Source organism: Micromonospora sp. NPDC048935 (genome assembly GCF_043197875.1).
Lineage (GTDB): Bacteria > Actinomycetota > Actinomycetes > Mycobacteriales > Micromonosporaceae > Micromonospora.
In genome coordinates this window covers 93,741-119,624 of the sequence record NZ_JBICTZ010000005.1, presented here as the reverse complement: position 1 = coordinate 119,624, position 25,884 = coordinate 93,741, and the positions used below count along the sequence as shown (strand labels likewise).

The 25,884-nt window shown below is 73.2% G+C and carries 27 protein-coding genes; 23 read left to right on the top strand and 4 right to left on the bottom strand.

Annotated features, from left to right (window positions below; genetic code table 11):
* Together ACGFIW_RS16260 and ACGFIW_RS16255 are read right to left on the bottom strand one after the other, a co-directional pair.
* Window positions 1-393, bottom strand: a complete 393-nt coding sequence (locus ACGFIW_RS16260) for a TcmI family type II polyketide cyclase (protein ID WP_393315609.1) — start codon at window positions 391-393, stop codon at window positions 1-3.
* Between the two features lie 90 nt (window positions 394-483).
* The gene (locus tag ACGFIW_RS16255) at window positions 484-1,281 is read right to left on the bottom strand and encodes a BTAD domain-containing putative transcriptional regulator (RefSeq protein ID WP_393315607.1); all 798 of its coding nucleotides are present in this window, start codon (window positions 1,279-1,281) and stop codon (window positions 484-486) included.
* Window positions 1,282-1,715: 434 nt separating this feature from the next.
* Here ACGFIW_RS16255 and ACGFIW_RS16250 point away from each other — a divergent pair, with 434 nt between their 5' ends.
* From ACGFIW_RS16250 to ACGFIW_RS16205, 10 genes are all read left to right on the top strand, one after another.
* Window positions 1,716-2,054 carry a TcmI family type II polyketide cyclase gene (locus tag ACGFIW_RS16250; RefSeq protein WP_393315604.1) on the top strand — a complete coding sequence of 113 codons (339 nt, stop codon included), beginning with the start codon at window positions 1,716-1,718 and terminating at the stop codon, window positions 2,052-2,054.
* Window positions 2,051-3,802, top strand: a complete 1,752-nt coding sequence (locus ACGFIW_RS16245) for an acetyl-CoA carboxylase carboxyltransferase subunit alpha (protein ID WP_393315601.1) — start codon at window positions 2,051-2,053, stop codon at window positions 3,800-3,802. The genes ACGFIW_RS16250 and ACGFIW_RS16245 overlap by 4 nt, the downstream gene beginning before the upstream one ends.
* A 50-nt stretch (window positions 3,803-3,852) precedes the next feature.
* On the top strand, window positions 3,853-4,314 hold the full coding sequence (accB, locus tag ACGFIW_RS16240; RefSeq protein WP_393316463.1) for an acetyl-CoA carboxylase biotin carboxyl carrier protein: 462 nt from the start codon (window positions 3,853-3,855) through the stop codon (window positions 4,312-4,314).
* A gap of 19 nt (window positions 4,315-4,333) precedes the next feature.
* Complete coding sequence (locus tag ACGFIW_RS16235) at window positions 4,334-5,764, top strand: acetyl/propionyl/methylcrotonyl-CoA carboxylase subunit alpha (RefSeq protein ID WP_393315598.1); 1,431 nt, start codon at window positions 4,334-4,336, stop codon at window positions 5,762-5,764.
* Window positions 5,761-6,516 carry an SRPBCC family protein gene (locus tag ACGFIW_RS16230; protein WP_393315595.1) on the top strand — a complete coding sequence of 252 codons (756 nt, stop codon included), beginning with the start codon at window positions 5,761-5,763 and terminating at the stop codon, window positions 6,514-6,516. Before ACGFIW_RS16235 ends, ACGFIW_RS16230 begins: the two co-directional genes overlap by 4 nt.
* Window positions 6,509-6,913, top strand: a complete 405-nt coding sequence (locus tag ACGFIW_RS16225) for a cupin domain-containing protein (RefSeq protein ID WP_272611493.1) — start codon at window positions 6,509-6,511, stop codon at window positions 6,911-6,913. The genes ACGFIW_RS16230 and ACGFIW_RS16225 overlap by 8 nt, the downstream gene beginning before the upstream one ends.
* 55 nt (window positions 6,914-6,968) lie before the next feature.
* On the top strand, window positions 6,969-8,261 hold the full coding sequence (locus ACGFIW_RS16220; RefSeq protein WP_393315592.1) for a beta-ketoacyl-[acyl-carrier-protein] synthase family protein: 1,293 nt from the start codon (window positions 6,969-6,971) through the stop codon (window positions 8,259-8,261).
* 23 nt (window positions 8,262-8,284) lie between these two features.
* The gene (locus ACGFIW_RS16215; protein WP_393316460.1) at window positions 8,285-9,535 is read left to right on the top strand and encodes a beta-ketoacyl synthase N-terminal-like domain-containing protein; all 1,251 of its coding nucleotides are present in this window, start codon (window positions 8,285-8,287) and stop codon (window positions 9,533-9,535) included.
* The gene (locus tag ACGFIW_RS16210) at window positions 9,532-9,849 is read left to right on the top strand and encodes an antibiotic biosynthesis monooxygenase family protein (RefSeq protein WP_393315589.1); all 318 of its coding nucleotides are present in this window, start codon (window positions 9,532-9,534) and stop codon (window positions 9,847-9,849) included. Before ACGFIW_RS16215 ends, ACGFIW_RS16210 begins: the two co-directional genes overlap by 4 nt.
* A gap of 261 nt (window positions 9,850-10,110) precedes the next feature.
* Window positions 10,111-10,938, top strand: coding sequence for a M55 family metallopeptidase (locus ACGFIW_RS16205; protein ID WP_393315586.1), 828 nt, complete (start codon window positions 10,111-10,113; stop codon window positions 10,936-10,938).
* Window positions 10,939-10,971: 33 nt separating this feature from the next.
* Here the strand turns inward: ACGFIW_RS16205 and ACGFIW_RS16200 are convergent, their stop codons facing one another.
* Complete coding sequence (locus ACGFIW_RS16200) at window positions 10,972-11,994, bottom strand: hypothetical protein (protein WP_393315583.1); 1,023 nt, start codon at window positions 11,992-11,994, stop codon at window positions 10,972-10,974.
* A gap of 236 nt (window positions 11,995-12,230) precedes the next feature.
* Between ACGFIW_RS16200 and ACGFIW_RS16195 the strand changes: the two genes are divergently transcribed.
* Both ACGFIW_RS16195 and ACGFIW_RS16190 read left to right on the top strand, forming a co-directional pair.
* A complete protein-coding gene (locus ACGFIW_RS16195) occupies window positions 12,231-13,058 on the top strand; it encodes an XRE family transcriptional regulator (protein ID WP_393315581.1) in 828 nt (275 codons plus the stop codon).
* Window positions 13,059-13,353: 295 nt separating this feature from the next.
* Complete coding sequence (locus ACGFIW_RS16190) at window positions 13,354-14,703, top strand: class I adenylate-forming enzyme family protein (RefSeq protein WP_393315578.1); 1,350 nt, start codon at window positions 13,354-13,356, stop codon at window positions 14,701-14,703.
* On the opposite strand, the gene ACGFIW_RS16185 is transcribed toward ACGFIW_RS16190, so the two are convergent.
* Window positions 14,631-15,305, bottom strand: a complete 675-nt coding sequence (locus ACGFIW_RS16185) for a 4'-phosphopantetheinyl transferase family protein (RefSeq protein WP_393315575.1) — start codon at window positions 15,303-15,305, stop codon at window positions 14,631-14,633. The genes ACGFIW_RS16190 and ACGFIW_RS16185 overlap by 73 nt on opposite strands.
* A 15-nt stretch (window positions 15,306-15,320) precedes the next feature.
* Here ACGFIW_RS16185 and ACGFIW_RS16180 point away from each other — a divergent pair, with 15 nt between their 5' ends.
* From ACGFIW_RS16180 to ACGFIW_RS16130, 11 genes are all read left to right on the top strand, one after another.
* Window positions 15,321-15,608 carry an acyl carrier protein gene (locus ACGFIW_RS16180; RefSeq protein WP_393315572.1) on the top strand — a complete coding sequence of 96 codons (288 nt, stop codon included), beginning with the start codon at window positions 15,321-15,323 and terminating at the stop codon, window positions 15,606-15,608.
* Window positions 15,608-15,853 (top strand): acyl carrier protein, encoded by a 246-nt coding sequence (locus ACGFIW_RS16175; RefSeq protein WP_393315569.1) that lies wholly within the window; start codon window positions 15,608-15,610, stop codon window positions 15,851-15,853. Before ACGFIW_RS16180 ends, ACGFIW_RS16175 begins: the two co-directional genes overlap by 1 nt.
* The gene (locus ACGFIW_RS16170; RefSeq protein WP_393315566.1) at window positions 15,846-16,955 is read left to right on the top strand and encodes a beta-ketoacyl synthase N-terminal-like domain-containing protein; all 1,110 of its coding nucleotides are present in this window, start codon (window positions 15,846-15,848) and stop codon (window positions 16,953-16,955) included. Before ACGFIW_RS16175 ends, ACGFIW_RS16170 begins: the two co-directional genes overlap by 8 nt.
* Entirely contained in the window at window positions 16,952-17,515 is a 564-nt protein-coding gene (locus tag ACGFIW_RS16165) for a beta-ketoacyl synthase chain length factor (protein ID WP_393315563.1), read from the top strand. Before ACGFIW_RS16170 ends, ACGFIW_RS16165 begins: the two co-directional genes overlap by 4 nt.
* Window positions 17,512-19,128, top strand: a complete 1,617-nt coding sequence (locus tag ACGFIW_RS16160) for a class I adenylate-forming enzyme family protein (RefSeq protein ID WP_393315561.1) — start codon at window positions 17,512-17,514, stop codon at window positions 19,126-19,128. The genes ACGFIW_RS16165 and ACGFIW_RS16160 overlap by 4 nt, the downstream gene beginning before the upstream one ends.
* Window positions 19,129-19,195: 67 nt before the next feature.
* Window positions 19,196-20,434, top strand: a complete 1,239-nt coding sequence (locus ACGFIW_RS16155) for a beta-ketoacyl-[acyl-carrier-protein] synthase family protein (protein ID WP_393315558.1) — start codon at window positions 19,196-19,198, stop codon at window positions 20,432-20,434.
* A gap of 75 nt (window positions 20,435-20,509) precedes the next feature.
* A complete protein-coding gene (gene hppD / locus ACGFIW_RS16150; RefSeq protein ID WP_393315555.1) occupies window positions 20,510-21,601 on the top strand; it encodes a 4-hydroxyphenylpyruvate dioxygenase in 1,092 nt (363 codons plus the stop codon).
* On the top strand, window positions 21,598-22,500 hold the full coding sequence (locus tag ACGFIW_RS16145; RefSeq protein WP_393315553.1) for a phytanoyl-CoA dioxygenase family protein: 903 nt from the start codon (window positions 21,598-21,600) through the stop codon (window positions 22,498-22,500). The genes hppD and ACGFIW_RS16145 overlap by 4 nt, the downstream gene beginning before the upstream one ends.
* Window position 22,501: 1 nt before the next feature.
* Entirely contained in the window at window positions 22,502-23,473 is a 972-nt protein-coding gene (locus ACGFIW_RS16140) for a thiamine pyrophosphate-dependent dehydrogenase E1 component subunit alpha (RefSeq protein WP_393315550.1), read from the top strand.
* Window positions 23,474-23,501: 28 nt separating this feature from the next.
* A complete protein-coding gene (locus ACGFIW_RS16135; RefSeq protein WP_393315547.1) occupies window positions 23,502-24,470 on the top strand; it encodes an alpha-ketoacid dehydrogenase subunit beta in 969 nt (322 codons plus the stop codon).
* Window positions 24,467-25,825 carry a hypothetical protein gene (locus tag ACGFIW_RS16130; protein ID WP_393315544.1) on the top strand — a complete coding sequence of 453 codons (1,359 nt, stop codon included), beginning with the start codon at window positions 24,467-24,469 and terminating at the stop codon, window positions 25,823-25,825. Before ACGFIW_RS16135 ends, ACGFIW_RS16130 begins: the two co-directional genes overlap by 4 nt.
* The last annotated feature ends 59 nt before the right edge of the window (window positions 25,826-25,884 follow it).

Genomic DNA, 25,884 nt, shown 5'->3' with positions numbered 1-25,884 from the left:
TCAACCGGCCGGTCGCGCCGCGGGCACGTCGGTGCCGGCCGGTCGCGTTGCGGGCACGTCGGGGACGGCCGGGGGCGCGTCCCACCGGTAGAAGCAGCCGGCGATGGCGTCCCGGGGGGAGCGCCAGGTCGGCAGGTACGGCGACGTGTGCGCGGAGAGCCGTTCGTTGACCTGTTGGAACAGCGGGTGGTTGCGGGCCGCCGCGAGGGCGTCCGGGTCGATGTCGTCCGAGGTCTCCAGCAGGTGTACGCACAGGTCGTGCAGGCAGTACAGGGACCGGTGCGTGACACCGGTCAGACCGGGCAGGTCGGTGGCGTCGGATTCGGCGAAGATCTGCGCGACCCGCCCCTCCGCGCCCGGGATGATCCGGCTGACGATCAGTAGACGACTCATGGGACCCCTTCCGCCGGTGGCCTCCCGACCCTCGGATCGGCGCCACGTGCTCTGTGCGCCTACCGTGCCGCAGCGTCTGTCACATCTCCGTCACGTACGCCGGCCCGCCGGTGACGGGCGGTCGGTGACGGCATGGCGGGTGGCCTGCCGGATCGGGGCGAGCGTGTCGTCGAGCAGGGCGCTCATCGCGGGGCTCGGCTCCAGGCTCAGCTCCCTGCGCAGCAGGTCCCGGTAGACGTAGAAGGCGTGGACGGCCTCGAAGGCGTTGCCCTCGGCCAGGTGGATGCGGACCACCAGCCGGTGCGGTGTCTCCCGTAACGGCTCGGCGGCCATCGCCTCCAGCGCGGCTTCCAGGGCCTCGCCGTGCCGTCCGGCGGTGAGGTGCTGCCCGGCGACCTGTTCCAGCATGTGCAGGCGCAGTTGGCGCAGTCTCTCCCGGTCCAGCAGCACCCAGTCGTCGTACCAGCCGGGCAGGAGGTCGTGTCGGCCGGCGGCGAGTGCTCCCGCCGCGATGCGCGGGTCGTCGCCGTCGCGGACCCGGGCCGCGGTGCCGACCAGGTCGTCCACGTCGAGCCGGACCGTCGGGTCGAGCCGTACGGTGTCGCTGGCCACGGTCATCGGGCAGCACGGGTCCTGCCGGAGTCGCCACAGCGCGGTGCGCAGTGACGACAGCGCCCGTTCCTCCGACGCGTCGGGCCAGAGCAGGCCGGCGAGTTGGCTGCGGGTGGCGCCCGGGCGCAGCCCGATCAGCGCGATCACCCGTTGCAGCCCGCGGGGCACCACGACCGGCGCCGCCTCGCGCAACAGTCGGAAGCCGCCGAGCAGGTGCAGTGCGACGCCCTCGCCGGGCGGATCTCCGGCGGTCGGCACGGACGGGTCAGCGGTCACGGCGGCACCCCCTGCGGAACGCTCGTCCCGACTGTCTGCTGTGGCCCGGATCGGTTGCCCGTGACGCCACTGTCGGCCCCACCGGTGCAGGCGCGGCCCTCGGCTGCCGGGCGCGGCCCCGCCCGCCGAGGCGGCCGGGCTGACCACGATGAAGATTATCAATAGCAGTCACGTTGAGTCAACGCCGTTGTGGGTCGTGTATTGGCGACAGTCAACCTGAGATCGGTTCTGAACTGGGCAAACACTGTCTATGGGATACAGCGCTCGCATAGCTGATACACAGGATGCGTCAACGCAGCGTCACCGGCGCGCGTTGCTGACCGGTGCGGTCCGGTGACGCCGCCGTGACGAGGACTGCCGCATCGTGTCGGCAGTAGTCCAGCGCGTCCGGGGGCCACCCGTCGCCGGCCGGACGCCGTGGGGGGAGGCCCAGCATGGACCGATCGCTGATCGTCGCGAAGGTGGATCCGACCGCCGAGGAGCGGGTCGCCGAGATCTTCGCCGAGTCGGACGCGACGGAACTGCCGCGTCTGGTCGGTGTCCGGCACCGCTCGCTGTACCGGCTGCACGACCTCTATGTGCACCTGCTCGAGACCGAGCATCCAGCGGAGAGCGCGGTGGAGGGCGCCCGGGGCCACCCGGAGTTCATCCGGGTCAGCGACCGGCTGCGCCCGTACGTGTCGCCGTACCTGTCCACCTGGCGTTCGCCGCGCGACGCGATGGCGCGGTGCTTCTACCGGTTCGACCCCCCGGACAACCGGCGGCGGTCGTGACAGCGACCGCGCCCCGCGAGGAGCAGCTCTGGTCCCGCTGCGCCGGCTGCGCCAGCCTGCTCTACCGCAAACGGCTGCGCCGCAACCTGGACGTCTGCCCGGAGTGCGGCGAGCACGCCCGACTCGGCGCTCCGGAACGCCTGCGCCAACTTGTCGACCCGGGGTCGCTGCGCCTGCTGCCCGACCAGCTTCCCGAGGCGGACCCGATCGACTTCGTCGACGTGCTGCCGTACCCCCACCGGCTCAGCGCCGCCCGGGCCAGCACCGGCCTCTCCGAGGCGGTCGTCTGCGCCACCGCCACCATCGGTGGTCACCCGGCCACGTTGGCGGTGATGGACTTCCGCTTCCTCGGCGGCAGCCTGGGCTGCGCGGTGGGCGAGTTGATCACCCGGGCCGCCGAGCGGGCGCTGGACGACCGTGTCCCGCTCATCCTGGTCACCGCGTCCGGCGGGGCACGGATGCAGGAGGGCGTGCTGTCCCTGATGCAGATGGCCACCGTCAGCCAGGCCATCGCCGCGCTGCGCGAGGCGGGCCTGGTCACCGTGAGCGTCCTGACCGACCCGACCTACGGCGGGGTGGCCGCGTCGTTCGCCACCAACACCGACCTGGTGCTCGCGGAGAGCGGCGCGCGGATGGGCTTCGCCGGCCCCCGGGTGATCCGTCAGGTCACCGGCCGGGCGCTGCCGGAGGGTTTCCAGACCGCCGACGTCCTGCTCCGGCACGGGCAGGTCGACATGGTGGTGCAGCGCCGGTCCCTGCGCCCCCGGCTGGCGGCGTTGCTCGCCGCCACTCGCGCCACCCGAGCGAGTCGTCCGCCCGTACCCCGGCAGGAGCCGGCGCCGCGTCGCGAGCGCCTGGCCGACACCGGCGCGACACCCGCGCGCCCGGCCGACCCGACGGCCGTCGGGGCCGCGCCGACCACCCCGGCGGTACGCGACGCGTGGGACACCGTCCGGATGGCCCGACACCCCGGTCGACCCACCACACTGGACTATCTCGACTCGGTCTTCGACGGGTTCCTGGAGCTGCACGGCGACCGGCTGGGCGCGGACTGCCCGGCCATCGTGGGCGGTGTGGCACGGCTGGCCGACCGGCACGTCATGGTCATCGGCCACCAGAAGGGGCACACCACCGCCGAGCTGGTGGCCCGCAACTTCGGCATGGCCAGCCCGGCCGGGCATCGCAAGGCGCTGCGGCTGATGCGCCTCGCCGCCCGCCTGGGCCTGCCCGTGGTCACGCTCGTGGACACCCCCGGCGCCGACCCCGGGGTGAGCGCCGAGGAACAGGGCCAGGCGGCGGCCATCGCGGAGAACATCCTCACCCTCACCGTGCTGCCCACCCCCGTGCTCGCGGTGATCACCGGAGAGGGCGGCAGCGGCGGTGCCCTGGCCCTCGCCGTCGCCGACCGGGTGCTGATGCTGGAGAACGCCGTCTACTCGGTGATCAGCCCCGAGGGCTGTGCCGCGATCCTCTGGCCGGACCGGTCCGCCGCACCGCAGGCCGCCCGCGCGCTCCGACTGACCGCGCCGGACCTGTACCGGCTCGGCGTGATCGACGAGGTCGTACCGGAGCCGTCCAGCGCCGCCCACGACGACCCCGCGGAGACCGCCCGCCGGCTGCGCGCCGCCCTGCTGACCAATCTGCTGCCGCTGCTGGACGTGCCGCCCGCCATGCTGGTGCGCCTGCGCCGACAGCGCTTCCGACGCTTCGGCACGACACGTGCCGGTGCCCGGGCGGGTGCCCGGTGACCGCCGGCGACGCGACGGTGTCGACAGTCGAGACACCCCACGACGCCGCGATGGGTGACGAGGAGGCCCTTGCCGGACTGCGCCGGCAGGCCCACCACCTGATCGCCGAACTCGCCGGGCCGGTGCGCCGGATCCGGCTGCGCAGCGGCCCGGCGGTGCTGGAGGTCGAGTGGCACCCGGAGGAGCCGACCCGTGCCGACGTACCCGCGGGGTCTGCCGAGTCGGCGGCCCCGGCCGCCGGCCGGTCCACGGCACCGAACCGGCCGCCGGCGACCGCCGCGGTGCGGGCACCGCTGGTCGGCACCTTCTACCGGGCGCCGGAACCCGGTGCCAAGCCCTTCGTCGCGGTGGGCGACCTGGTCCGCCCGGGCCAGCCGGTCGCCATCGTCGAGGCGATGAAGCTGATGAACGAGGTCACCGCCGACCGCGCCGGCCGGGTGGTCGCGATCCTCGTCGAGGACGGCCACCCGGTGGAGTACGACCAGCCGCTTGTCGAGGTGGACCCGGCATGACCGCGCAGGGTGGTTGACCATGTTCGAGACCGTGCTGATCGCCAATCGGGGCGAGATCGCGCTGCGGGTGCTGCGCGCCTGCAAGGAGCTGGGTGTGCGCACGGCGGTGGTCTACTCCGCCGCGGACGCCGACTCGGCCGCGGTCCGCCTCGCCGACCAGGCCGTCCGGATCGGGCCGGCGTCGAGCCGGCGCAGCTACCTCAACGCCGCCGCGATCGTGGAGGCGGCCCGACAGGTGGGCGCGCAGGCCGTCCATCCCGGCTACGGATTCCTCTCCGAGGACGCCGACTTCGCCGAGATCTGCGCGGACAACGGCCTGATCTTCATCGGCCCGCCACCCGCGGTGATGGCCGCGCTGGCCGACAAGTCCTCGGCGCGGGCGCTGCTGAGCCGCGCCGGCCTGCCCCTGTCGCCGGGCAGCGTCGCACCGGTGCCGACCGCCGCCGCGGCCGCCGAGGTGGCCGGGGCCATCGGCTACCCGGTGATCGTGAAGGCCGCCGCCGGGGGAGGGGGCCGGGGGATGACGGTGGTACGCACCCCGGGCGAGCTGCACCGGGCGTACGCCCGCACCCGGGCCGCCGCGCAGGCCGCCTTCGGCGACGACCGGGTGTACGTCGAGCGGTACCTCACCGAGGCGCGCCACGTCGAGGTGCAGGTGCTCTGCGACTCCCACGGCAACGGTGTGCACCTGGGCACCCGGGACTGCTCGGTGCAGCGCCGGCACCAGAAACTGGTCGAGGAGGCACCCGCCCCGGCGTTGTCCGCCGCAGTGCTCGACACCATCGCCGAGGCCGCCCTCCGTGCTGCGCTGCGGGTCGGTTTCGTCGGCGCCGGCACGCTGGAGTTCCTGGTCGACGCCGAGGAACAGTTCCACTTCCTGGAAATCAACTGCCGGATCCAGGTGGAGCATCCGGTCACCGAGATGGTCACCGGGATCGACCTGGTGCACGAGCAACTGCACATCGCCGCCGGGGTGCCGCTGCGCCTGCGGCAGGAGGAGATCCGCCTGCACGGCGTCGCGATCGAGTGCCGGGTCAACACCGAGGACCCGGCCCGGGACTTCGCACCGACCCCCGGCCGGTTGGAGCGTTTCACCCCGCCCGGCGGCCCGTTCACCCGGGTGGACACCCACGCCAGCGCCGGCTACCTGGTCGGCCCCTGGTACGACTCGCTCCTGGCCAAGGTGATCGTCTGGGCGCCGGACCGGGAGTCGGCGCTCAACCGGCTGGAGCGGGCCCTGGACGAGTTCGACATCGCCGGGCCGGGCGTGCACACCACCATCCCGTTCGTCCGGCGGGTGCTCGACGACGCCGCATTCCGCAAGGGCCGCTACACCACCGGCCTGGTCGACCGTCTGCTCGGCGCGTCCGCGCAGCGGCCCACGGCCACCCCCGCACCGCGCCCCGCGTCCGCCGCGGAGCCCGACGTAACCCTCAGGAGGACCCGATGACCGTCACTCATGGTCGCCCGATGACCGCCGAGATCACCGACATCCTGGTGGCGCACTGTGGGCTGGACCCCGACGCGGCGGCCCGGGCGCCGGCCGCCTCGCTGGAAGAGTTGGGGATGGACTCCCTCGCCCTGCTGGAACTCTCCGCGGTCGTCGCCGACCGGTGGCAGGTGAGCATCCCCGAGCAGGCCGCGGAGCTGAGCATCCCGGCGGTGGCCGACCTGATCGCCCGCCGCGCCGACCCACCCGGGCACACCGAGAACACAGTGCTCATCGACGCGCCGCTCGCGCTGGTCTGGGACGTCACCAACGACGTGGCGAACTGGACCGAACTGTTCACCGAGTACGCCGTGGTGGAGATTCTGCACCGCGAGGGGTACACGGTGCGGTTCCGACTCACCATGTACCCCGACGAGAACGGGGTGGCCTGGAGCTGGGTCAGCGAGCGCACCTCCGACCCGGTGAGCAGGCAGGTCCGGGCGCACCGGGTGGAGACCGGGCCGTTCGAGTACATGCGGATCCACTGGCGCTACACCGAGGAGGCCGGCGGCACCCGGATGACCTGGACGCAGGACTTCGCGATGAAGCCGACCGCGCCGCTGGACAACGCCGGGATGACCGAGCGGATCAACACCAACAGCGTCATCCAGCTCGCGGTGATCAAGGACCGGGTGGAGCGGATCGCCCGACAGCGCGCCGACCAGGACGCCCCGGCGGCCGGCGCCGACCCGACGGAGGCCGACGATGAGTGACCTGAGCACCCGGCCGATCGCCGCCGGGGACGTACCCGCCGACCGGCGACGCGGCGGTGAGCTACGGGTGTTGCTCGGCCCCCGCACCGTCGGCAGCACCTCCGGCTTCCTCGGGGTCGCCGCCCTCGCGCCGGGTGAGCGGATCGCCGAGCACTACCACCCGTACAGCGAGGAGTTCCTGTACGTGGTGCGCGGCGCGATCACCGTCGACCTGGACGACCAGCCGACCCTGCTGGCCGCCGGTGAGGCGCTGTTCGTCCCGGTGAACGTGCGCCACCGACTGCGCAACACCGGTGTCGAACCGGCCGAGGTGGTCTTCCACCTGGGCCCGCTCGCCCCCCGCCCGGAGTTGGGGCACGTCGACACCGAGCTGGCCGAACAGCGTGGTGGGTCGTGAGCGCGAGGAACGCGCCGGGGCTGCGGGCCCGGCAGTCGCGAACCGGGGTGCCGTCGTGAGCGGACGCCGCACGGTGGTGACCGGGATCGGGGTGGTCGCCCCCGGGGGCGCCAGCCGGGACCGGTTCTGGAAGACCATCACGGAGGGGCGGACCGCCACCCGGCGGATCAGCTTCTTCGACCCGTCGGCGTTCCGGTCGCAGATCGCCGCCGAGTGCGACTTCGACCCCGTCGCCGCGGGGCTCACCGACGCCGAACGACGCCGGGCCGACCGGTACGTGCAGTTCGCGCTTGCCTGCTCCGCGGAGGCCGTCGCCGATGCCGGGTTGGTGCTCGGCGACGCCGAGCGGGACCGGGCCGGGGTGGTGCTCGGCACCGCCGTGGGCGGCACGATGGCGCTGGAGCAGGAGTACGTCACCGTCAGCGAGCACGGCAGCCGCTGGCTTGTCGACGCGACGCGCGGTGGCCCGTACCTCTACCAGGCGTTGGTGCCCAGCAGCCTCGCCGCCGACGTGGCCTGCCGGCACGGGCTGCACGGCCCGGCGCAGGTGGTGTCCACCGGCTGCACCTCCGGCATCGACGCCATCGGCTACGCCCACCAGATGATCGTGGACGGTGAGGCGGACGTGATGCTGGCCGGCGCGGCGGACTCACCCATCTCGCCGGTCACCGTCGCCTCCTTCGACGCGATCAAGGCGACCAGCCCGGACAACGACGACCCGGCGCACGCCTCCCGCCCGTTCGACGCCGACCGGCACGGGTTCGTGCTGGCCGAGGGTGCGGCGGTGCTGGTGTTGGAGGAGGTCGGGCATGCCCGCCGGCGGGGCGCGCACATCTACTGCGAGGTGGCCGGCTACGCCAGCCGCAGCAACGGCTACCACATGACCGGGCTGCGTCCGGACGGCCTGGAGATGAGCCTCGCCGTCACCGACGCGCTGAAGCAGGGGCGGATTCTCCCCGAGCAGGTGTCCTACATCAGCGCACACGGCTCGGGTACCAAGCAGAACGACAGGCACGAGACCGCCGCGTTCAAACGGGCGTTGGGTCAGGCCGCGTACCGGGTGCCGATCAGCTCGATCAAGTCGATGGTCGGGCACTCGCTCGGCGCGATCGGGTCGATCGAGATGGCGGCGTGCGCCCTCGCGATCGAGTTCGGCGTGGTGCCACCCACGGCAAACTGGAGCACCCGGGACCCGGAGTGCGACCTGGACTACGTACCGAACGAGGCCCGGGAGGTCCCGGTCGACGTGGCGCTGTCGGTGGGCAGCGGGTTCGGCGGCTTCCAGTCGGCGATGGTGTTCCGCCGGCTGCGCGGCCCGGCGGCGGCGTCCGGCCCGGTGGCGGCGTGAGCGCCGCCCGGCCCGGCGGCGGAGTGAGCGCCGCCCGGGCGGTGGTGACCGGCATCGGTGTGGTCGCGCCGAGTGGCATCGGCGCGGACGCCCACTGGCGAACGGTGCTGGCCGGCACCCGCCGGACCGGGCCGATCACCCTGTTCGACCCGGCCGGCTATCCGACCCGCCTCGGCGGGGAGGTGCCCGGCTTCACCGCCGACTCCTACGCCGACAGTCGACAGGTGGTGCAGACCGACAGGTGGACGCACCTCGGCTTCGCCGCGACCCGGCTGGCGTTGGCCGACGCCGGGCTGCCCGACCGGGCCCCCGACCCGTACGGCTACGCGGTGACCCTGGCCAGCTCGTCCGGGGGCAACCTGTTCGGCCAGCGGGAGCTGCAACGGCTCTGGGGCGGCACGTCCCGCACGGTCGGGGCGTACCAGTCGATCGCCTGGTTCTACGCGGCGAGCGTCGGGCAGCTCTCCATCCACCACCAGTTCAAGGGCCCGAGCGGGGTGCTGGTCGCGGAGGCCGCCGGTGGGCTGGACAGCCTCGCGCACGCCGCCCGCGCGGTACGCCGGGGCACCCCGGTGGTGATCGCCGGGGCCACCGAGTGCCCGCTCAGCCCGTACGCGTTGGCCTGTCAACTGCGCTCCGGGCTGCTCAGTGACGTCTCCGACCCGCAGCGGGCGTACCGGCCGTTCGACGCCTCGGCCAGCGGCTACCTACCGGCCGAGGGGGGTGCGGTGTTCGTGGTGGAGGAGTTGGGCCATGCCCTCGCCCGGGGCGCCCGGGTCTACGGCGAGGTGAGCGGGTGGGGCTCCACCCACGACGCCGCGCACACCACGGCGGACAGCGCCGGCGACCCGGTCCAGTACGCGCGGGCGATGCGGCTGGCCCTGGACCGGGCCGGCGTCGCGGCGGCCGGAATCGACGTGGTGCTGCCCGACGCCCTCGGCGTGCCCCGCTACGACCGCAGCGAGGCCGAGGCGCTGCGCGCCGTGTTCGCCGACCGGCCGGTGCCGGTGACGACGCAGAAGCCGCTGACCGGGCGGGCGTACCAGGGCGGGTCGGCGTTGGACGTGGCCACCGCCCTGCTCGCCTTCGCGCACGACACACTGCCCGCGTCGGCCGGCCCGCAGGAGGTCGCCGAGGGGTGCGAGCTGGACTTCCTGCGCGAGCACCGCCAGCCGCGCAGCCGGCTCGCGCTGGTCTGCGCGCGGGGCTTCGACGGGTTCAACAGTGCGCTGGTCCTGCGCGGGGCGGTGCCGATGAGGGGAGAGACGCCGTGAGCGAACAGCGGGCGCGGGTGGTGTTCCTGGTGCGGGTGCCGGTGCCACGCACCGAGGAGTTCCTCGCCGCCTACGAGCAGGTACGCCACCTGGTGGCCGACGGGGTGCCGGGACACCTGGTCGACCAGGTGTGCCGCTCGTCGACCGACCCGGAACAGTGGCTCATCACCAGCGAGTGGGCGAGCCTCGCCGACTTCGAGGCATGGGAGCGCAGCCCCGAGCACCGGGATCTGGTGCGCCCGATGCGGGAGTGCTTCACCGACGCCCGCTCGCTGCGCTTCCAGATCCACGCCCAGACCCCCGCGCTGACCTGACGCCCACCCCACCCCACCGCGCTGCCCCCTGTCGAGCATCGAGTTGTGGTGGGCGACAAAGTGCCCGAATGGCACCAAGCTAGGCACCACAACTCCATGATCGACGGACCCTCCCCGCGATCTTGCACTTACTGTCGCGAAATCGGGGGCACTTCACGCATCTCGACGACCGAAAATGCAAGATCGGGCGTGGCGGGACGACGCCTTGGCTGCGCCGCGCGGGGTCGACATCGGGTCGCGAGCGCGTAGGGTTCTGTAGCCATGAAGGTGCTGATCTCGGTGGACCTCGAAGGCGGCGCGGGGATCGTGCATCCCACCGAGACGAATCCGGATCGGTACGACTACGAGCGCGGCCGGGCGTTGATGACGGCCGAGGCGAACGCGGTGATCGCCGGTGTTCTCGATGCCGAACCCGACGCCGTGGTGTGGGTCGCCGACGCACACGGAACGTTCCGGAACCTCCTGCCGGAGGACCTCGACCGCCGTGCCCACCTCGTGCGGGGCAAACCCCGCCCGCTGGGCATGCTCGCCGGGCTGGACGAGCACACCGATGCCGTTCTGCTCGTCGGCTATCACGCTCGGGCCGGTGCCGGGCCTGCCGTGCTGGCACACACGATGAGTGACGCCATCCTCGACGTGCGGGTGGTCGGACGATCGGTGGGCGAGATCGGCCTCAACGTCGCCATGGCCGGGCACCTGGACGTGCCCGTCGTCCTGCTCAGCGGGGACGACACCGCCTGCGCGGAATTCAGTGAGCTGGTGCCTTCGGCAGTCACCGTCGCCGTCAAGCAGACCCTGGGTCAGGCCGCCGCGGTCACTCTGCATCCGCAGGAGGCACGGGAGCGGCTGCGCCACGCTGCCGCCGACGCCATCGCCCGGCGTGCCTCGATTCGCCCGGCGAAGATGGCCGGGCCGGTGGACGTCGAGGTCGACCTGTACGGCCCGTACATGGTCGACCTGGCAGTCCTGGTGCCGGGTGTGACCCGTGTCGGTGGCGGCCGTACGGTCGCCTTCCACGCCGCCGACATCGCCGAGGCGTACCGGCTGATTCAGCTACTCGTTCAGCTCGCCGGCATCAAACCCAGCTAGCGCGCGCGAACCGCTCAAGGCCCGAGCCGCTGCTCAGGAGGCGATGAGGTCTCGGGCGTCCTGACAGAAGCGGCGGACAGCGGGAGTGCGCCTGTACGGAGTCAGCGCGCCAACCAGGTTGCGGACGTGCTTGATGCATCTGGTGGAGGTGACCTGCCCGGTCAGGGTCTGCACGGCCTGGTCGCCGAGGGCGAGCGCCTTGTCCAACTCGGGGTGCTTCTGTTGGACGTACGTGGTGGCAAGCAACGCGTTACGCAGTGCGCCCTCGCGGGTGTACTCGTTGCTCTGTAGCCGCAGCGCTGCCCGCAGGTGGTCGCGAGCGCGCGTCCAGTCTTCGAGCTTGACGAAACAGTAGCCGGCTTGAGCGTGGGCCTGCGCCTCGTTGATCCAGTAGGACCAGTCGGGGTCCCCGTGCTCCGGGCGGCTGTCGGTGAACTTGCCGAATGCCTTGTCGAGCGCCCGGCGGGTGTCGGTTACCGACCGGTTGTTGGCATACGCCTCGGCGGCCCGCAGGTCGAGGATCGTCCCCACCTTGGGGCTCGTAGCCGGGTAGCTGGCTCGCGCGGTCTCCGCGAGGGTCACGGCCTGACGGAGCTGACCGAGATCTTTGGCCTGGCAGGACATGAAGCCGAGGATGTTCGCGCCGAGCCCGCGATCACCGGCTGCGTTGGCCTGATAGAGGCCCGCGATCCAGAACCGTTGCGCCTGGGTGTGGTGGCCGTCGTCGAAGGAGAGCCAACCGGCGAGGCGTAACAGCTCGCCGGCGGCGCCGTGTAGGCGTCGGCCGACTGTGTCGGTATAGCTGCGTTCGCGCAGCACCTCGACCACCGTGCTCAGGTGTTGGCGGACCAGACCCAGAGTCTGGCCGCTCCCGAGGTGGTCGTCCATCCGTCGCAGACTGGCGGTCACCGCGTCCAGGTGATCTACGACGTCGCCGGACACGGGGCGGCCGGCGGTCGATGCGAGGTCCTGCGGTGGTTGGGCGATCAGCCACTCGTGCGCCGGTGATGTCAGTGCGGAACCGAGCAGAGTGAGGAACATCCGTCGGTGCGTCATCCCCTCAGGTTCGTTTACCACCTCGCCCGCCCGCAAGGCCCCGCCTGCGGACCAGGGCAGATCAAGACCGGCTGAGGCGGGAACGGCCTCGAACCCATCGCTTGGCCAACCCAGCTCATCGAGACCAACCGTCCGCTGTAGCTGCTCGGACAGCAGCGCCGTGGTCAACGACGGCCACGGCGTCCGGGGAGTGTCACCCTTCTTCCACTTGTACGGCGTCTTCAGATGCAGCCGTCGTGCCCGCCGACGAGGTGGGCCGGCACGTCACGCACGCCTGGCTCAGCTACCAGCACGCCCACTACGCCCACCTCCTGAGGGTGTTGCCCGCCCTGCTCGACGCCGCCCACACCAGCGCGGGCCTGCTGGTGCCCGCGTACCGGATCACCGCCTCGGTGCTCGTCAAGCTCGGCGAGCCCGACCTCGCCTGGCTGGCGGCCGACCGGGCCGTGGCCGCCGCCACCGGTGACCCCATCCGCACCGGCACCGCCACGATCGCCGTGGCGCAGGCGCTGCGCGCCCTGGGCCGCGACCGCCTCGCCCTCACCGCGTCCGTCGCCGCCGTGGGCACGGCGGCTGACGACGGGGTACGCGGAACGCTGCTGCTCCAGGCCGCCATGGCCGCTGCCGGCTGTGGCGACGGCCGCCGCGCCGACGACCTGACCGACCATGCCGCCGCGTTGGCCGACCGGTGTACGAGCACCGACGACCCGCACCACACCGCGTTCGGCCCCATCACCGTGCGACTGGCCCGTTGTGTCAGCGCCCTGTACCTGGGCGACGCCGCCCAGGCGGTGTACCGCCACGAGAAGGTCATCCGCGGCGACGACTGGCGTCGACTCCCCGCCGAGCATCGGGCCGCCCACCTTCTCGACGCCGCCCGCGCCTACCTCGACGTCGGCGACCTCGCCGCCGCCGGGCGCACCCTGGTCGACGCCGACACCGTCGCGCCCGACGAGGTCCGCCACCGGCCTGCCGCCCGTACCCTCGTCGCCGAGATCGCCCACAGTGGCCGCGCGGCCGCCAGCGTGGCACGGCTCGCCACCCTCGTCGGGCTCAGCCGGTGACCGCGACGCCATCGGCCGTCCGGCTGGGGCCGCGCGACGGTTGTACGAGGCGTCATGCCTCGGTGACGTTCTGCCGAATCGCCTGCCCGATCCTGCCCGCCGAACGGGCTGTCGGCAATCCGGCTGGCCGCTTCTTTTGATCCATCCATTCGCATCTGGCAATGGGGTGGTGGGAGTCGTATGGTTCCCCGCAACACCCCGACAAGCGTTTGTGATGGGCGGTTTCGCCCTTTTTGATGCTGGGCGGTGATCAGCGGTGACGGCAGAAGATCCTACGGCGACAGACCCAGGCTGGGTGGACGAAATCCTGTTCACAGGCCAGCCCACCGACGTTTGTCTCCGTCTGCCCGAGCCTGTCGACCGGGCCACCCTGCACCGGTTGGTCACCGCCGCGCAGGAGCGGCTCACCGCCGCCGGACTGCGCCCCGGTGGCGCGGTGGCGCTGCGGCTGCCGCCGTCCCTGGCGTACGTGGTGAACCTGCTGGCCACCTGGCGGGCCGGGGCGCAGGCGATCCTGCTCGATCACCGGCTGACCGATCACGAGGTGGACCGCGCGTTGCTCCGGTTGACCCCGCAGGTGGTGGTCGCCCCGGTGCGGACCGGTGGCGGCGCGCTGAGGATCTTCGTCGACGTCACCGAGGGCGTCACCCGGTACGCCGACCGTCCGGCGGTCAGCGGCCACGCCGTGGTCCAGCTCAGCTCCGGCTCCACCGGCCCGTCCAAGGTGATCGGTCGCACCGCGGCGGACCTGGTCGCCGAGGTGCACCGCTACACCCGGATCGACGGGGTGGCGTTGCCCGGCGAGCGGATCATCCTGCTGCCCTCGATGGTGCACGTGCTCGGCCTGGTCGGCGGCCTGCTCTACGGGTTGCACGCCGGGGTCGAGCTGGTCCCGCCCCAGCGGCTCAGCGGCGACGCCGTGCTGGCCGCGATCAGCGCCGACACCACACCGGCCACCGTGCTGGGTGTGCCGTTCCACATCGGACTGCTGGCCTCCACGCGACCGGCCGGGCCACTGCCGCAGCTACGACGGATGACCACCGGGGGCGAGCTGGTGCCGGCCGCCGTCGCCCGGGCGTTCACCGACCGGTACGGGGTGCCGCTGGGCAACATGTACGGGATGACCGAGGTCGGGGTGATCGGCACCGACCTGTACGGCGTACACCGACCGTCGATCGCCCCGGCGCCCGGCATCGAGGTCCGCGAGGTCGGCGGTGAGCTGTGGGTCTCCTGCCCGGCGTCGCCGTACGTCGGACTGAGCGACCCGACCCGGTGGTCCGACGGGTGGCTGCACACCCGTGACGCCGGCACCGTCGACGAGGACACCGGCCTGGTCACGGTGCGCGGTCGGCTCGACTCGCAGGTCTCCGTCGGCGGGATGAAGGTCGACCTGACCGAGGTGGAGGCCACCGTCGCCGAGCTGACCGGGGTGGCGGCGGCCGTGGTGGTCTGGGACGGCGGCATCACCGCCTACGTCCAGCCGGACGGCCCGCTGTCGGAGGAGACGCTGGACAAGCTCCTCGCGGAGCGGTTGGCTGGCTACAAGCGGCCCCGCGTCCTGCACCTGGTCGATCAGTTGCCCCGCACCACCACCGGCAAGCTGGTGCGCTCGACCGACGCGCTGCGCTCGGCGGTCACCCCGTGACCGGGCCGCTGCACGATCTCGACGTCGATCTGCCCGGTCGCCTGCGCGGCGAGCGCCAGGACGAGCCCTGGGCCCAGCTGCGGATGGCCGACCCGCAGGGCCCCGGCGTCGGGCACCGTTCGCAACGGCAGCCCCGGCGGCGGCATCAACCGACGCAGGCCACCGTCGCGCAACCCCCGCCCCAGCGCCTTACCGACCGCCTCCTTGGCGGTCCACAGGCGCAGGAAGTCCACCGTCCGGCCAGCCTCGGGCCGATCGCCCAACCAGGCCAACTCGGCGGGTGGGAACCAGCGGCGGGCCAGCGCGAGCGCCGGCAGGTCCCGGATGCGTTCCACGTCCACGCCGACCGCGCCGGCCCGGCGGGCGGCGACCACCACCAGCCCTGGGGTGCGGCTGACGCTGACCGCCAACTCGGCCGCGTCGACCCGGACGACCGGCCGTCCAGCGCGGTCGTGCGTCAGCACCACGGCGGTCTCCGCGCGACCGAGCAGCAGGGCACCCGCCCGCCGCAGCAGCACCGGGGCCGGATCCGGCTGACCGCCGGTGTCCCGGCCGACCCACACGTAGGCGGTGTCCCGACCGGGCGCCGTCAGCTGACCCACGCAGAGAGGGTATCCATGAGAGCCGAGGTTCGCGCCTTCGTCGTCGAGCAGCTCGCCGACATGAACTACGACGTCGAGGGGCTCGACGACGACACCACCCTCGGCCCGTCCGGCGTCGACCTGGAGTCTCTCGCCCTGGCCGACCTGTCCGTCCGGGTCGAGGACCGGTACGGCCTGACGTTCGCCGACGACGAGTCGGAGCAACTGGCCCTGATGACGGTCGGTGAGTTCACCACCATGGTCGCCAGTCGCGTCACCGAGGCGACGAGCGACGTCACCGAGGCGACGAGCGACAAAGCCTGATGAGCGGTCAGCCCGAGCTGGGGCGAGCTGACCTGATGACCATGCTCGCCGAACTCACCGCGAAACCGGCTGCCGAGGTGTCCGACCGGATCGGCTCGATGGAGCTTGCCTGGCTGGTGCACCTCGTCGAGCAGCGCTACGAGTGCCGGCTCGACCTCACCGACGACGAACTGGCCGGCATCCGTACCGTCGACGACGCCCTGGCGGTGTTCCGGGCGTCACTGACCGCCTCCGCAGATGGTTGAGGCGCGCGTCGCCCAGCTCACCGGCGTGTACGCGGTCAGCGCCCTGGGACGGGGCGCCGACGCGCAGCTCGCCGGTGCGCTGGCCGGGGTGCCGGCGTTCGGCCCGGTGGGCCGGTTCGACACCGCCGCCCGCCGGGTCACCGTGGCGGCCACCGGGCCCGAGGTCGGCACGCTCCTCGACGAGCTGGCCGCCGCGGTCGACGCGGCCTGCCGGGCGGCCGGCCTGGATCGCGCGCGGCGCACGGGGTGTGCCCTGCTGCTCGCCGTGCACGGCGGCCCGGCCCCCGGTGCGGGCCCGTCCCCGGACGTGCTCGCCGGTCGGCTCGCCGCCCGCTGTGGACTCTCCGGGCACACCCGGGTCTACACCAGCGCCTGTGTGTCGGCGAGCACGGCGGTGGCCGACGCCGCCGCCCGGATCACCCGCGGTGACGTCGAGCGGGTGGTGGTCGCGGCCGGCTACCTGGTGGAGCCGGACCAGTTCGCGCTCTTCGACGCCGGTCGCACCCTCGCGGTCGACGGGGCGGTCCGCCCGTTCAGCGCCGGCCGCCAGGGGCTGCTGCTGGGCGACGGCGTGGCCGCGGTCGTGCTGGAATCGAGCACCGGCCGGCGGCGCGGCGTCGATCCGGTGGCCACGGTGGCCGGCTGGGGACGGGCCGGCGACGCGTTCCATCCCTGCCAGCCGGAGCCCGGCGGCACCGGGCTGGCCCGCGCGGTCGACGCCGCGCTGCGCCGGGCCGGGCTGCCACCGGAGGCCGTCGGCTACGTCAACGCCAACGCCACAGGTACCGCGCAGAGCGACGCCGCCGAAGCGGCGGCCCTGCGTCGGGCCCTCGGCGCGCACGGCAGCCGCGTCCCGGTCAGCTCCACCAAGTCGGTGCACGGGCACGCGTTGGAGGCGTCCGGGCTGCTCGAACTGGTGGTCACCGCGCTCGCGCTGCGACACGGCGAGCTGCCGGTCAACGCCGGCTGGCTGGCCCCCGACGAGGCCTGCCCGCTCAACGTGATCACGGACCGTCCCCGGAAGACGGAAGCCACCCACGCCCTGACCCTGAATGCCGCCTTCGGCGGCGCGAACACCGCTCTCCTGGTCGGCGTCGGATGACTGCCCCCCACTCCCCGCGGTCCCGCACGCTCCGCACCGACGAACCCGAACCCGCGGGTTCACCGGGGGTGTTGGCGCGGGCACGCTGGCCCGAGGGTGGGGACGGGGCGGCCGCGCCGGGGGTGCCGGGGTTCGTGCACTCGGACTTCGCGCCGGTGGTGGTGGCCGTCGCCGAGCGGTGTCTGCGGCGGGGGTACGGGTCGGCGGGAGTGCCCGCCGGGGTGCGGACGGCGATCGTGCTGGTCAGCGCCAGCGGTGATCTCGCCAGCGCCCAGCACGTACGGGCGACCGTCGAGGCCGGCGGGCGGGTCGGCCCGCTGTTCTTCTTCCAGTCCGTGCCGAACAGCGTCGCCGGGCACCTCGCGGCCCGCTGGGACCTGCGCGGCCCGGTGGTCTGCCTCAGCCCGACCGGCGACCCGTACACCGACGGTGTCGCCGAGGCCGACCTGCTGCGCGACGACGGCGACGCCGACGAGGTGTTGCTGATCCTGATCGAACAGGCACCCGACCGGCCGACCGAGGCGGTCGCGGTGCTGCTGGGGGGAGGAGCACGACCATGAGGACACGGGGACTGCGCGGCGCACTGGCCGCCGACACCGAGGTGGGCGCGGGCAACGTCCTGGCCCGGGTGCTTGCGCATGGCGCGGACCCGGACGGGCCGGGCCTCACCTTCGACACCGCCGTCGACGGGCACCCCGCCGAGACACCCCTGACGCTGGGGCAGCTCGACGAACGGGTCGCCGCCCGCGCCGCCTGGCTGCACGAACAGGGGGTACGCCCCCGCGACCCGGTCGCCGTCTGGGCCACCGCCGCCGCCGACATGGTGCTGAGCTTCCTGGCGCTGGCCCGGCTCGGGGCGATCCCGGCGCTGATGAACGGCAGACTCCGCCCGGAGATCGCCGCCGAGTACATCCGCCGCCTGCGGGGCGTCGGTGTGCTGGCCGACGACGCGCACACCGCGCTGCTGGCCGGGCACGACCTGGGCGTACCGCTGCTCGGCACCCCCGCGCAAGCCGGCGCGGGCGACCCGGCGGCGGCCCCGGCACACTACCGGCACCACCCGGACGACCCGATCGTGATCACCCACACCTCCGGGACGACCGGGGTGCCCAAGGCGGTGCTGCACTCGCACGCCAGCCTGTTCGCGGCCACCCGGCACCTGCTCACCATGCCGCAGGCGCAGGGCACCAGCCGGATCCTCAACGCGCTGCCCGCCCCGCACACCGCCACGGTGCTGATGGTCAACCAGGCGCTGGGCAACCGCGCCCAGATGTTCCTGCTCTCCGAGCAGGGCGGCGAACGGGTGCTGGACGCCATCCAACGCTGGCGCCCCGACGGGGTGTTCGGTTTCTCGGTCACCTGGGCGGAGCTGGCCCGCTTCGACCTGTCCGGGTACGACCTGGACTCGGTGCGGCTGTGGTTCAACACCGGCGACGCCTCGCACGAGCCGCACATCCGCCGTCTCGTCGCGGTCGGCTGGCACGACACGGTCACCCGCGACGGGGTGGCGAGGGTGCCCGGCTCGGTCTTCATCGACGGGCTGGGCTCCAGCGAGATGGGGCACTCGATGTTCCACATCACCCACCGCGCCGACACCGACCGGTACGGCCGCTGCATCGGTCGCCCGTACCAGTTCACCAGGGTCGCGGTGCTCGACGCCGACGGCGAGCCGGTGCCGGTCGGCGAGGTGGGTTTCCTGGGCATCGACTCGCCGTCACTGTTCCGGGGCTACTGGAACGACTCGATCACCACCTACCGCTTCCGCCAGCGCGGCTGGTACCTGACCGGTGACCTGGTGCGCGTCGACGCCGAGGGCCGCTACTACCACGTCGACCGGGCGGTGGACTCGGTCGACGCCGGTGACGGGCGGCGCTTCTACACCGCGCTGTCCGAGGAACGGATCCTCGCCGCCTGCCCGGACGTCACCGACTGCACGGTGGTGATCGTCGCCGAGGCCGGCGGGGTGGTCACCGACGTGCTGCTGGAGTTGGCCGCCGGCGCCGACGAGGCAGAGGACCGCACCGAGCGGATCCGCGCCGCCCTCGGCCCGGACGTCGGCGCCACGCTGCGCCGGGTGGTGCCGGTGGCCTCCGCCGACATTCCGGTCACCGTGACCGGCAAGGTCCGCAAGGTGGTCCTGCGCGAGCGCTACCTCACCGAGGCCACGTCATGAGCGAGCGAATCAGGCAGCTCAGCCGCGTGGAGTGTCACGCCGGCGCGCAGCGAAGCGGAGTGGCGGCGTGACCGCCCTGATCACCGGGATGGGTCTGTTCACCCCGGTCGGGCGGGGCGTCGAGGAGACCTTCGACGCGCTGACCACCGGTCGGTCCGGGCTGACCCGTCCACCGCAGGGGCACCCGGCGAGCGGGTCGCTGGACGTCGCCGGCCTGCTGCCCGACATCGACCCGCGCACCGTCGCGTCCGGGCCGGAGACCCGGGTGCTGGACCGGATCGTCGTCCTCGCCCTGCTCGCCGCCGCCGACGCCCTCGCCGACGCCGGCATCGTGGTGGGCCGCGACGTCGACCCCGACCGGATCGGTGTGATCGTCGGTGGGGTCGGCGGGATGGCCACCCTGGAGTCGCAGGTGCTGGCCCGGGCGGCCCGGGGTCGGGCGGCGGTCAGCCCGTACCTGCTCACCGGGATCCTGCCGAACATGCCGGCGGCGCGGATCGCCATCGCGCACGGCATCCGGGGCTACAGCTCGTCGGTCGGCACCGCCTGCGCCTCCGGCGCGCAGGCGGTCGCCGACGGTGTCCGGCTCATCGCGACCGGGGAGGCCGACGTGGTGCTCTGCGGGGCCAGCGAGGCGCCGCTCTTCCCGACCTTCGCCGACACCTTCGGCAACGCGCGGGCGTTGGCGCGCGCCGGCACCGACCCGAGCCGGGCGAGCCGGCCGTTCGACACCTCCCGCACCGGGTTCGTCCTGTCCGAGGGCGCCGCGCTGCTGGTTCTGGAGAACGCCGAGCACGCCGCGGCCCGCGGCGTCGCCGGGTACGCCGAGGTGGCCGGGCACGGCGCGACGACCGACGCGTACCACCCGACCGCGCCCCGCCCGGACGGTGCCGGCGCGGCGGCGTGCATCCGCCGGGCGCTGCGCAGCGCCGGTGTGCCGGCGGCGGCGGTCGGTTACGTCAACGCGCACGGCACCGGCACGAAACTCGGTGACATCGCGGAGACCACCGCCCTCACGGACGTCTTCGGCGTCGGTGGTGTGCCGGTCAGCTCCACCAAGGCGCTCACCGGTCACCTGCTCGGCGCCTCCGGGGTGCTGGAGGCGGCGGCCACCGCGTTGGCGCTCGGTCGGGGGCTGCTGCCGCCGACGTACCACCTCGACGATCCGGATCCGGCCTGCCCGGCGGACCACATCCGTGGCACGCCCCGCAAGACCGACCCGGAGTACGCGGTCACCAACTCGTTCGGGTTCGGCGGCCAGAACGTGAGCCTGCTGCTGGCGCGCGTCGCCGAGCCGAGGGGGTGATCGACGCGGCATCCCGGGCGGGGCGCGTCCGGACGGCAACACGGGGGGAACCGGGTGGGAAGGGCTTCAGGGGACATGGACATCCGTGGTATCGACCACATCGAACTCTACGTGGGGGACGCCCGACAGGCGGCCTTCTACTTCAGCACCGCCGTCGGCTTCGAGATCTGTGGCCAGGGCGGCCCGGAGACCGGGCTGGTCGGGCAGCGCTCGCTGCTGCTCTGCCACGGCGACATCCGGTTGCTGCTCACCTCCGGGTTGAGCGCCGAGCATCCGGCGGCACGGTACGTGCAGCGCCACGGTGACGGCATCGCGGTCGTCGCGGTCGAGGTCGACGACGTGCCGTCCGCGTACGCCGAGCTGGTGGGCCGGGGTGCCACCGGCGTGACGCCGCCGACGACCCGCACCGGCGCGGACGCCGAGGTGGTCATCGCCGAGGTGGACGGCTTCGCCGACGTGCGGCACCGGCTGGTGCAGCGCCGGGGCGAGGGGGGCGAGTTCCTGCCCGGCGCGATCACTCCGGTGGCGGCCACGAAGGACGACCACCCGCCGGTTCTCGCCGAGATCGACCACCTGGCGGTCTGCGTGCCGCCCGGGCAGCTCGACGAGACGGTCCGGCACTTCGAGGCGCTGTTCGACTTCGCACAGATCTTCGAGGAGCACATCGAGGTCGACGGGCAGGCGATGAACTCCAAGGTGGTGCAGAGCCCGTCCGGGCGGGTCACCGTGGTCCTGCTCGAACCGGACCGCACGCGGCGGCCGGGGCAGATCGACGCGTTCCTCGACCAGCACGCCGGTGGGGGCGTGCAGCACCTGGGGCTGCGCACCGACGACATCGTCGCCGCGGTGGAGGCGTTGGGCCGGCGCGGGGTGCGGTTCGCCGGCACCCCGGCCAGCTACTACGACGCCCTGGAGGCGCGGGTCGGTCGGGTGGACGCCCCGCTGGACCGGTTGCGCGCGTTGGGTGTGCTCGTCGACTCCGACCACGACGGCCAGCTGTTGCAGATCTTCGCCGAGTCGATGCACGTGCGTCGCACGCTCTTCCTGGAGCTGATCGAGCGGCGCGGCGCACGGGGCTTCGGCAGCGGCAACATCAAGGCGCTCTACGAGGCCAAGGAACGGGAACTGGCCGCCGTGGCGGCCACACCACAGGGGGTGGGCGCATGAGCTTGACCGCCGAGGAGCAGGCGCTGCTCCCGTCCGACGACGACGTGCGGCACTACGCCGAGCACGGCTGGTACCTGTCGGGAAAGGTGTTCACCGACGACGAGGTGGACGCCCTCGCCGCCGCCACGCAGCGCTACTACGACGGTGAGCGGGACCGCCGGCTGCCGGTACGCCCACCGAGGCTTGCCTACTGGGACCCGTCCAAGGGCCCGGTGCAGCGGCACAACGACTACGTCCACCACGAGCACGACGGGCTCGGCGCGATCCTGCGCAAGCCGCTGCTCGGCGCGGTAGCCGCCCGCCTCGCCCAGGCCGACGAGATCCGGGTCTTCCAGTCCACGCTGATCTACAAACCGCCGATCTCCGGTGAGCCGAGCAACATCGTGCCCTGGCACTTCGACAAGCACTACTGGGCGTCCTCGTCGTCGGAGAAGATGCTCACCGCGTTCATCCCCTTCCACGACTGCGGGGAGGAGATGGGCACCATCACCATGGTCGACGGTTCGCACCGGTGGAAGGAGATCGGCGCGGACGACACCGTGGTACGCCACTTCGCCGACCGGGACCGCGGCCAGCTGGAGGAGATGCTGGCCGAGAACGCCGCGTACAACGGCGCGGAGATCCGCAAAATCCCCATGGTGATCCCCAAGGGACACGTGAGTTTCCACCACTGCCGCACCTACCACGGCAGTGGCCCCAACGTCAGCGGTCGCCCCCGACAGGCGATCTCGCTGCACCTACAGGACGGCGACAACGCCTGGCGGGAGTATCCGCTCTCCGACGGCTCGCTCGCCGCGTACAACCACGACGTGCTGGTCCGCCGCACCTCCGAGGGGCGGCCGGACTACGCGGACCCCGAATACTGCCCGGTCATCTGGCGCCACCAGCAGGAAGGCTGACGTGACAGACGCCGACCCGGTCCGGCTCTACCGCACGGTCCGGCTGATCCGCCGGTTCGAACAACGGGCGGTGGAGCTGGTCCACGGCGGGCAGATCGTCGGCGGCATCCACCCGTACCTCGGTCAGGAGGGCATCGCCGCCGGCGTCTGCGCGGCGCTGGGCGCCGACGACGTGCTCGCCGGCACTCACCGTGGGCACGGGCACGTCCTGGCCCGGGGCGCCGATCCGGCGCGAATGATGGCCGAGCTGTGCGGTCGGGTCACCGGCCTCAACGCCGGCCGGGGCGGTTCGATGCACGCCGCCGACCTGAGCATCGGCGTGCTCGGCGCGAACGCGATCGTCGGCGCCTCCGGGGCGATCATCACCGGCGCGGTCTGGGCGCACCGCCGCCGGGGCCGCGACACCGTCGGGGTGAGCTTCTTCGGTGACGGCGCGGTCAACGAGGGGATGCTGCTGGAGGCGTTCAACCTGGCCGCGCTCTGGCGGGTGCCGGTGCTGTTCGTCTGCGAGAACAACGGCTACGCCACCACCATGCCGGTGGCCGGCGCGGTGGCCGGCAGCATCGCCGGCCGGGCCGCCGCGTTCGGCATCCCGGCCGTCGGAGTCGACGGCCAGGACCCCGAGAGGGTACGCGCCGCCGCGGCCGACGCCGTCGACCGGATGCGCTCCGGCGGAGGCCCCGAGCTGATCGAGGCCCGGACCTACCGCTTCGACGCCCATCACACCTTCGAACACGCGGTACGCCTCGACTACCGCCCGCCCGACGAGGTGACCCGGGGTCGGGCCCGGGACCCGGTCCGCATCCAGGGCGAGCGCCTCCGCGACGTCGACCGTGCCGCAGTGGACGCCGAGGTGGAGGCGACCCTCGACGCGGCCGTGCGGTTCGCCCTGGACAGCCCCGAACCCGACCCGGCCGACGCGTTGGCCTACCTGTACGCCAGCGGCCTGACCGCCCGCACCGGAGGTGGCTGAATGACCCCGCGCACCGGAGGTGGCTGAGGTGCCCCGACTGTCGTACCGCCGGGCGCTGACCCGGGCCCTCGCCGACGAGTTGGCCCGCGACGAGGCGGTGTTCCTGCTCGGCGAGGACGTCCAGGTCGGGGCGTCGCTGGTGACCACCGGGCTGGCCAGACGGTTCGGCACCGATCGGGTCCGCGACACCCCCCTGTCGGAGCAGGCGTTCACCAGCTTCGCCACCGGGGCGGCGCTGGCCGGGCTGCGGCCGGTGATCGAGTTCCAGATCCCGTCGCTTCTGTTCCTGGTCTTCGAGCAGATCGTCAACCACGCGCACAAGTTCCCGCTGATGACCGGCGGGCAGTGCAGCGTCCCCGTCACCTACCTGGTGCCCGGCTCCGGCTCGCGTACCGGGTGGGCCGGGCAGCACTCCGACCACCCGTACAGCCTCTTCGCCCACGTCGGCGTGGTCACCGTCGTGCCGGCCACCCCGGCCGACGCGTACGGGCTGCTGGTCACCGCGATCCGCCACGACGACCCGGTGGTGGTGTTCGCGCCGGCCGGTGCGATGGACGTGCGCGACGACGTCGAGGACCCGGCACCGGTGCCGCTGGGCCGGGGCCGGATCCACCGCTTCGGCGACGACGTGACGGTGGTCGCGATCGGGCACCTGGTGCACGACGCGCTCGCGGTCGCCGCGGAGCTGGCCGACCAGGTGTCGGTGGAGGTGTTCGACCCCCGCACCCTGTACCCGTTCGACATCGACGGCCTCACCGAGTCGGTCGCCCGCACCGGGCGACTCGTGGTGCTCGACGACGCCAACCGCTCCTGCGGAATGGCCGCCGAGATCATCGCCTCGGTGGTGGAGCGGGTCCGGCTGCTCGCCCCACCCCGCCGGGTCACCCGACCGGACGGGGCGGTGCTCCCGTTCGCCCCGGCACTGGACCGGGCCGTCCAGCCCGGCCGGGACCAGCTCGCCACCGCCATCCACCTGACCATGAAGGACGGATCATGATCGACCCGAACTACGCGTGGCCGACGGCCGACCGGGCCTGGACCGCCCTGCCGGAGCCGGCCCGCTCGGCCATGGTGGCCGCTGGGGCGGCAGCCTGGGAGCAGGTCTTCCACGGCCGGGCCACCTACAACAAGCAGTGGCGGTTGGCCCGCCCCCCGGTGCTCACCGCCGACGCCTGGCGGGAGCTCAACGAGGTCTGCGACCGGCTCGCCCAGCTCATCCTCGACGCCTGCCGTCGGCGGGCCGGCACCGCCGGTGACCTGCGCCGGCTGCTCGGCGTGCCGGCGGGGGAGACCCGCCTGCTGGACGAGGCCGAGCCGCTGACCGAGTCGCTGCTCGCCGCGTACCGCCCAGATGTGATCTTCTCCGCCGGGGTGCCGAAGTTCGTCGAGTACAACATCGACAGCAGCCTCGGCGGCGGGTTCGACGCCGACACCGTCATCCAGCGGTTCGCGCGCCTGTACCGGGAGCGGGGCATCCTCGACGACCTGCCGGTGCGTGCCGCGCCGTCGCTGCTCGACCAGCGGTTCGTGGCGATCCGCGAGGAGTTGCGGCTGCCCGAGGGCGCCCGGGTGGCGCTGCTGATGGACTTCGACGCCGACTATCCGGGCCTCGACGACCCGCAGACGTTCATCCGGATCCTCGACCCCCTCGCCGTACGGGCCCGGGACTTCGGCATCGACCTGGTCATCGCGCCCGTGTCCAGCGCCACCCTGGACGCCTCCGCGCGCTTGGTGGTCGACGGCGCGCCGGTCGACGCGCTGTTCCGGTTGTTCGTGCCCAACCGGGTCACCCCGACCGCCGGCCTGGACGCGGTGGCCGGGGCCCTCGCCGCCGGCACCCTCCCGATGTTCGTGTCGGCGGCGGCGTGGCTGCTCGGCAACAAGACCACCTTCGCCTGGCTGTGGGAGGACGTCGACGGGCTACCCGCCGACGACCAGGCGCTGATCCGCCGGCACGTGCCGTACACGGTGCCGTTGACCGCCGCGGTGCTCGACCGGGCCATCGCCGAACAGGCCGAGCTGGTGGCGAAACCGGCCGACGGCTCCGCCGGCCACGGCGTGCTGCTCGGCCCGGAGTTGAGCGCCGCGGACTGGGCCGAGGGTGTGCGGGCCGCCGTCGATCGGGGCGGCGCGATCCTGCAGAAGTACCTGCCGACCGACCGGGTGCCGATGGACTTCGTCCAGATCGAGACCGGCGAGACGGTCACCGCCGACGTCCCGTTCTCCCTGGCCCCGTACCTTTTCGGCCGCCACGCCTCCGGCGGCCTGGCGAGGGTCGGCTACCCCGGCTGCGACGGAGTCCTCAACCTGGCCCACGGGGTCCTCCTAACCGGAATCCTCCTCACCGACTGACCCCCCGGACCTCTCTCGCCCGGTTGATCATGGGGTTAGCGGGGCCCTGGGCCGCTTGC

Coding starts and splice junctions, on each gene's coding strand:
- ACGFIW_RS16260 (WP_393315609.1), bottom strand. CDS start 393: ATGAGTCGTCTACTGATCGTCAGCCGGATCATCCCGGGCGCGGAGGGG.
- ACGFIW_RS16250 (WP_393315604.1), top strand. CDS start 1,716: ATGGACCGATCGCTGATCGTCGCGAAGGTGGATCCGACCGCCGAGGAG.
- accB (WP_393316463.1), top strand. CDS start 3,853: ATGGGTGACGAGGAGGCCCTTGCCGGACTGCGCCGGCAGGCCCACCAC.
- ACGFIW_RS16235 (WP_393315598.1), top strand. CDS start 4,334: ATGTTCGAGACCGTGCTGATCGCCAATCGGGGCGAGATCGCGCTGCGG.
- ACGFIW_RS16230 (WP_393315595.1), top strand. CDS start 5,761: ATGACCGTCACTCATGGTCGCCCGATGACCGCCGAGATCACCGACATC.
- ACGFIW_RS16225 (WP_272611493.1), top strand. CDS start 6,509: ATGAGTGACCTGAGCACCCGGCCGATCGCCGCCGGGGACGTACCCGCC.
- ACGFIW_RS16205 (WP_393315586.1), top strand. CDS start 10,111: ATGAAGGTGCTGATCTCGGTGGACCTCGAAGGCGGCGCGGGGATCGTG.
- ACGFIW_RS16200 (WP_393315583.1), bottom strand. CDS start 11,994: ATGACGCACCGACGGATGTTCCTCACTCTGCTCGGTTCCGCACTGACA.
- ACGFIW_RS16180 (WP_393315572.1), top strand. CDS start 15,321: ATGAGAGCCGAGGTTCGCGCCTTCGTCGTCGAGCAGCTCGCCGACATG.
- ACGFIW_RS16175 (WP_393315569.1), top strand. CDS start 15,608: ATGAGCGGTCAGCCCGAGCTGGGGCGAGCTGACCTGATGACCATGCTC.
- ACGFIW_RS16170 (WP_393315566.1), top strand. CDS start 15,846: ATGGTTGAGGCGCGCGTCGCCCAGCTCACCGGCGTGTACGCGGTCAGC.
- ACGFIW_RS16165 (WP_393315563.1), top strand. CDS start 16,952: ATGACTGCCCCCCACTCCCCGCGGTCCCGCACGCTCCGCACCGACGAA.
- ACGFIW_RS16160 (WP_393315561.1), top strand. CDS start 17,512: ATGAGGACACGGGGACTGCGCGGCGCACTGGCCGCCGACACCGAGGTG.
- hppD (WP_393315555.1), top strand. CDS start 20,510: ATGGACATCCGTGGTATCGACCACATCGAACTCTACGTGGGGGACGCC.
- ACGFIW_RS16145 (WP_393315553.1), top strand. CDS start 21,598: ATGAGCTTGACCGCCGAGGAGCAGGCGCTGCTCCCGTCCGACGACGAC.
- ACGFIW_RS16130 (WP_393315544.1), top strand. CDS start 24,467: ATGATCGACCCGAACTACGCGTGGCCGACGGCCGACCGGGCCTGGACC.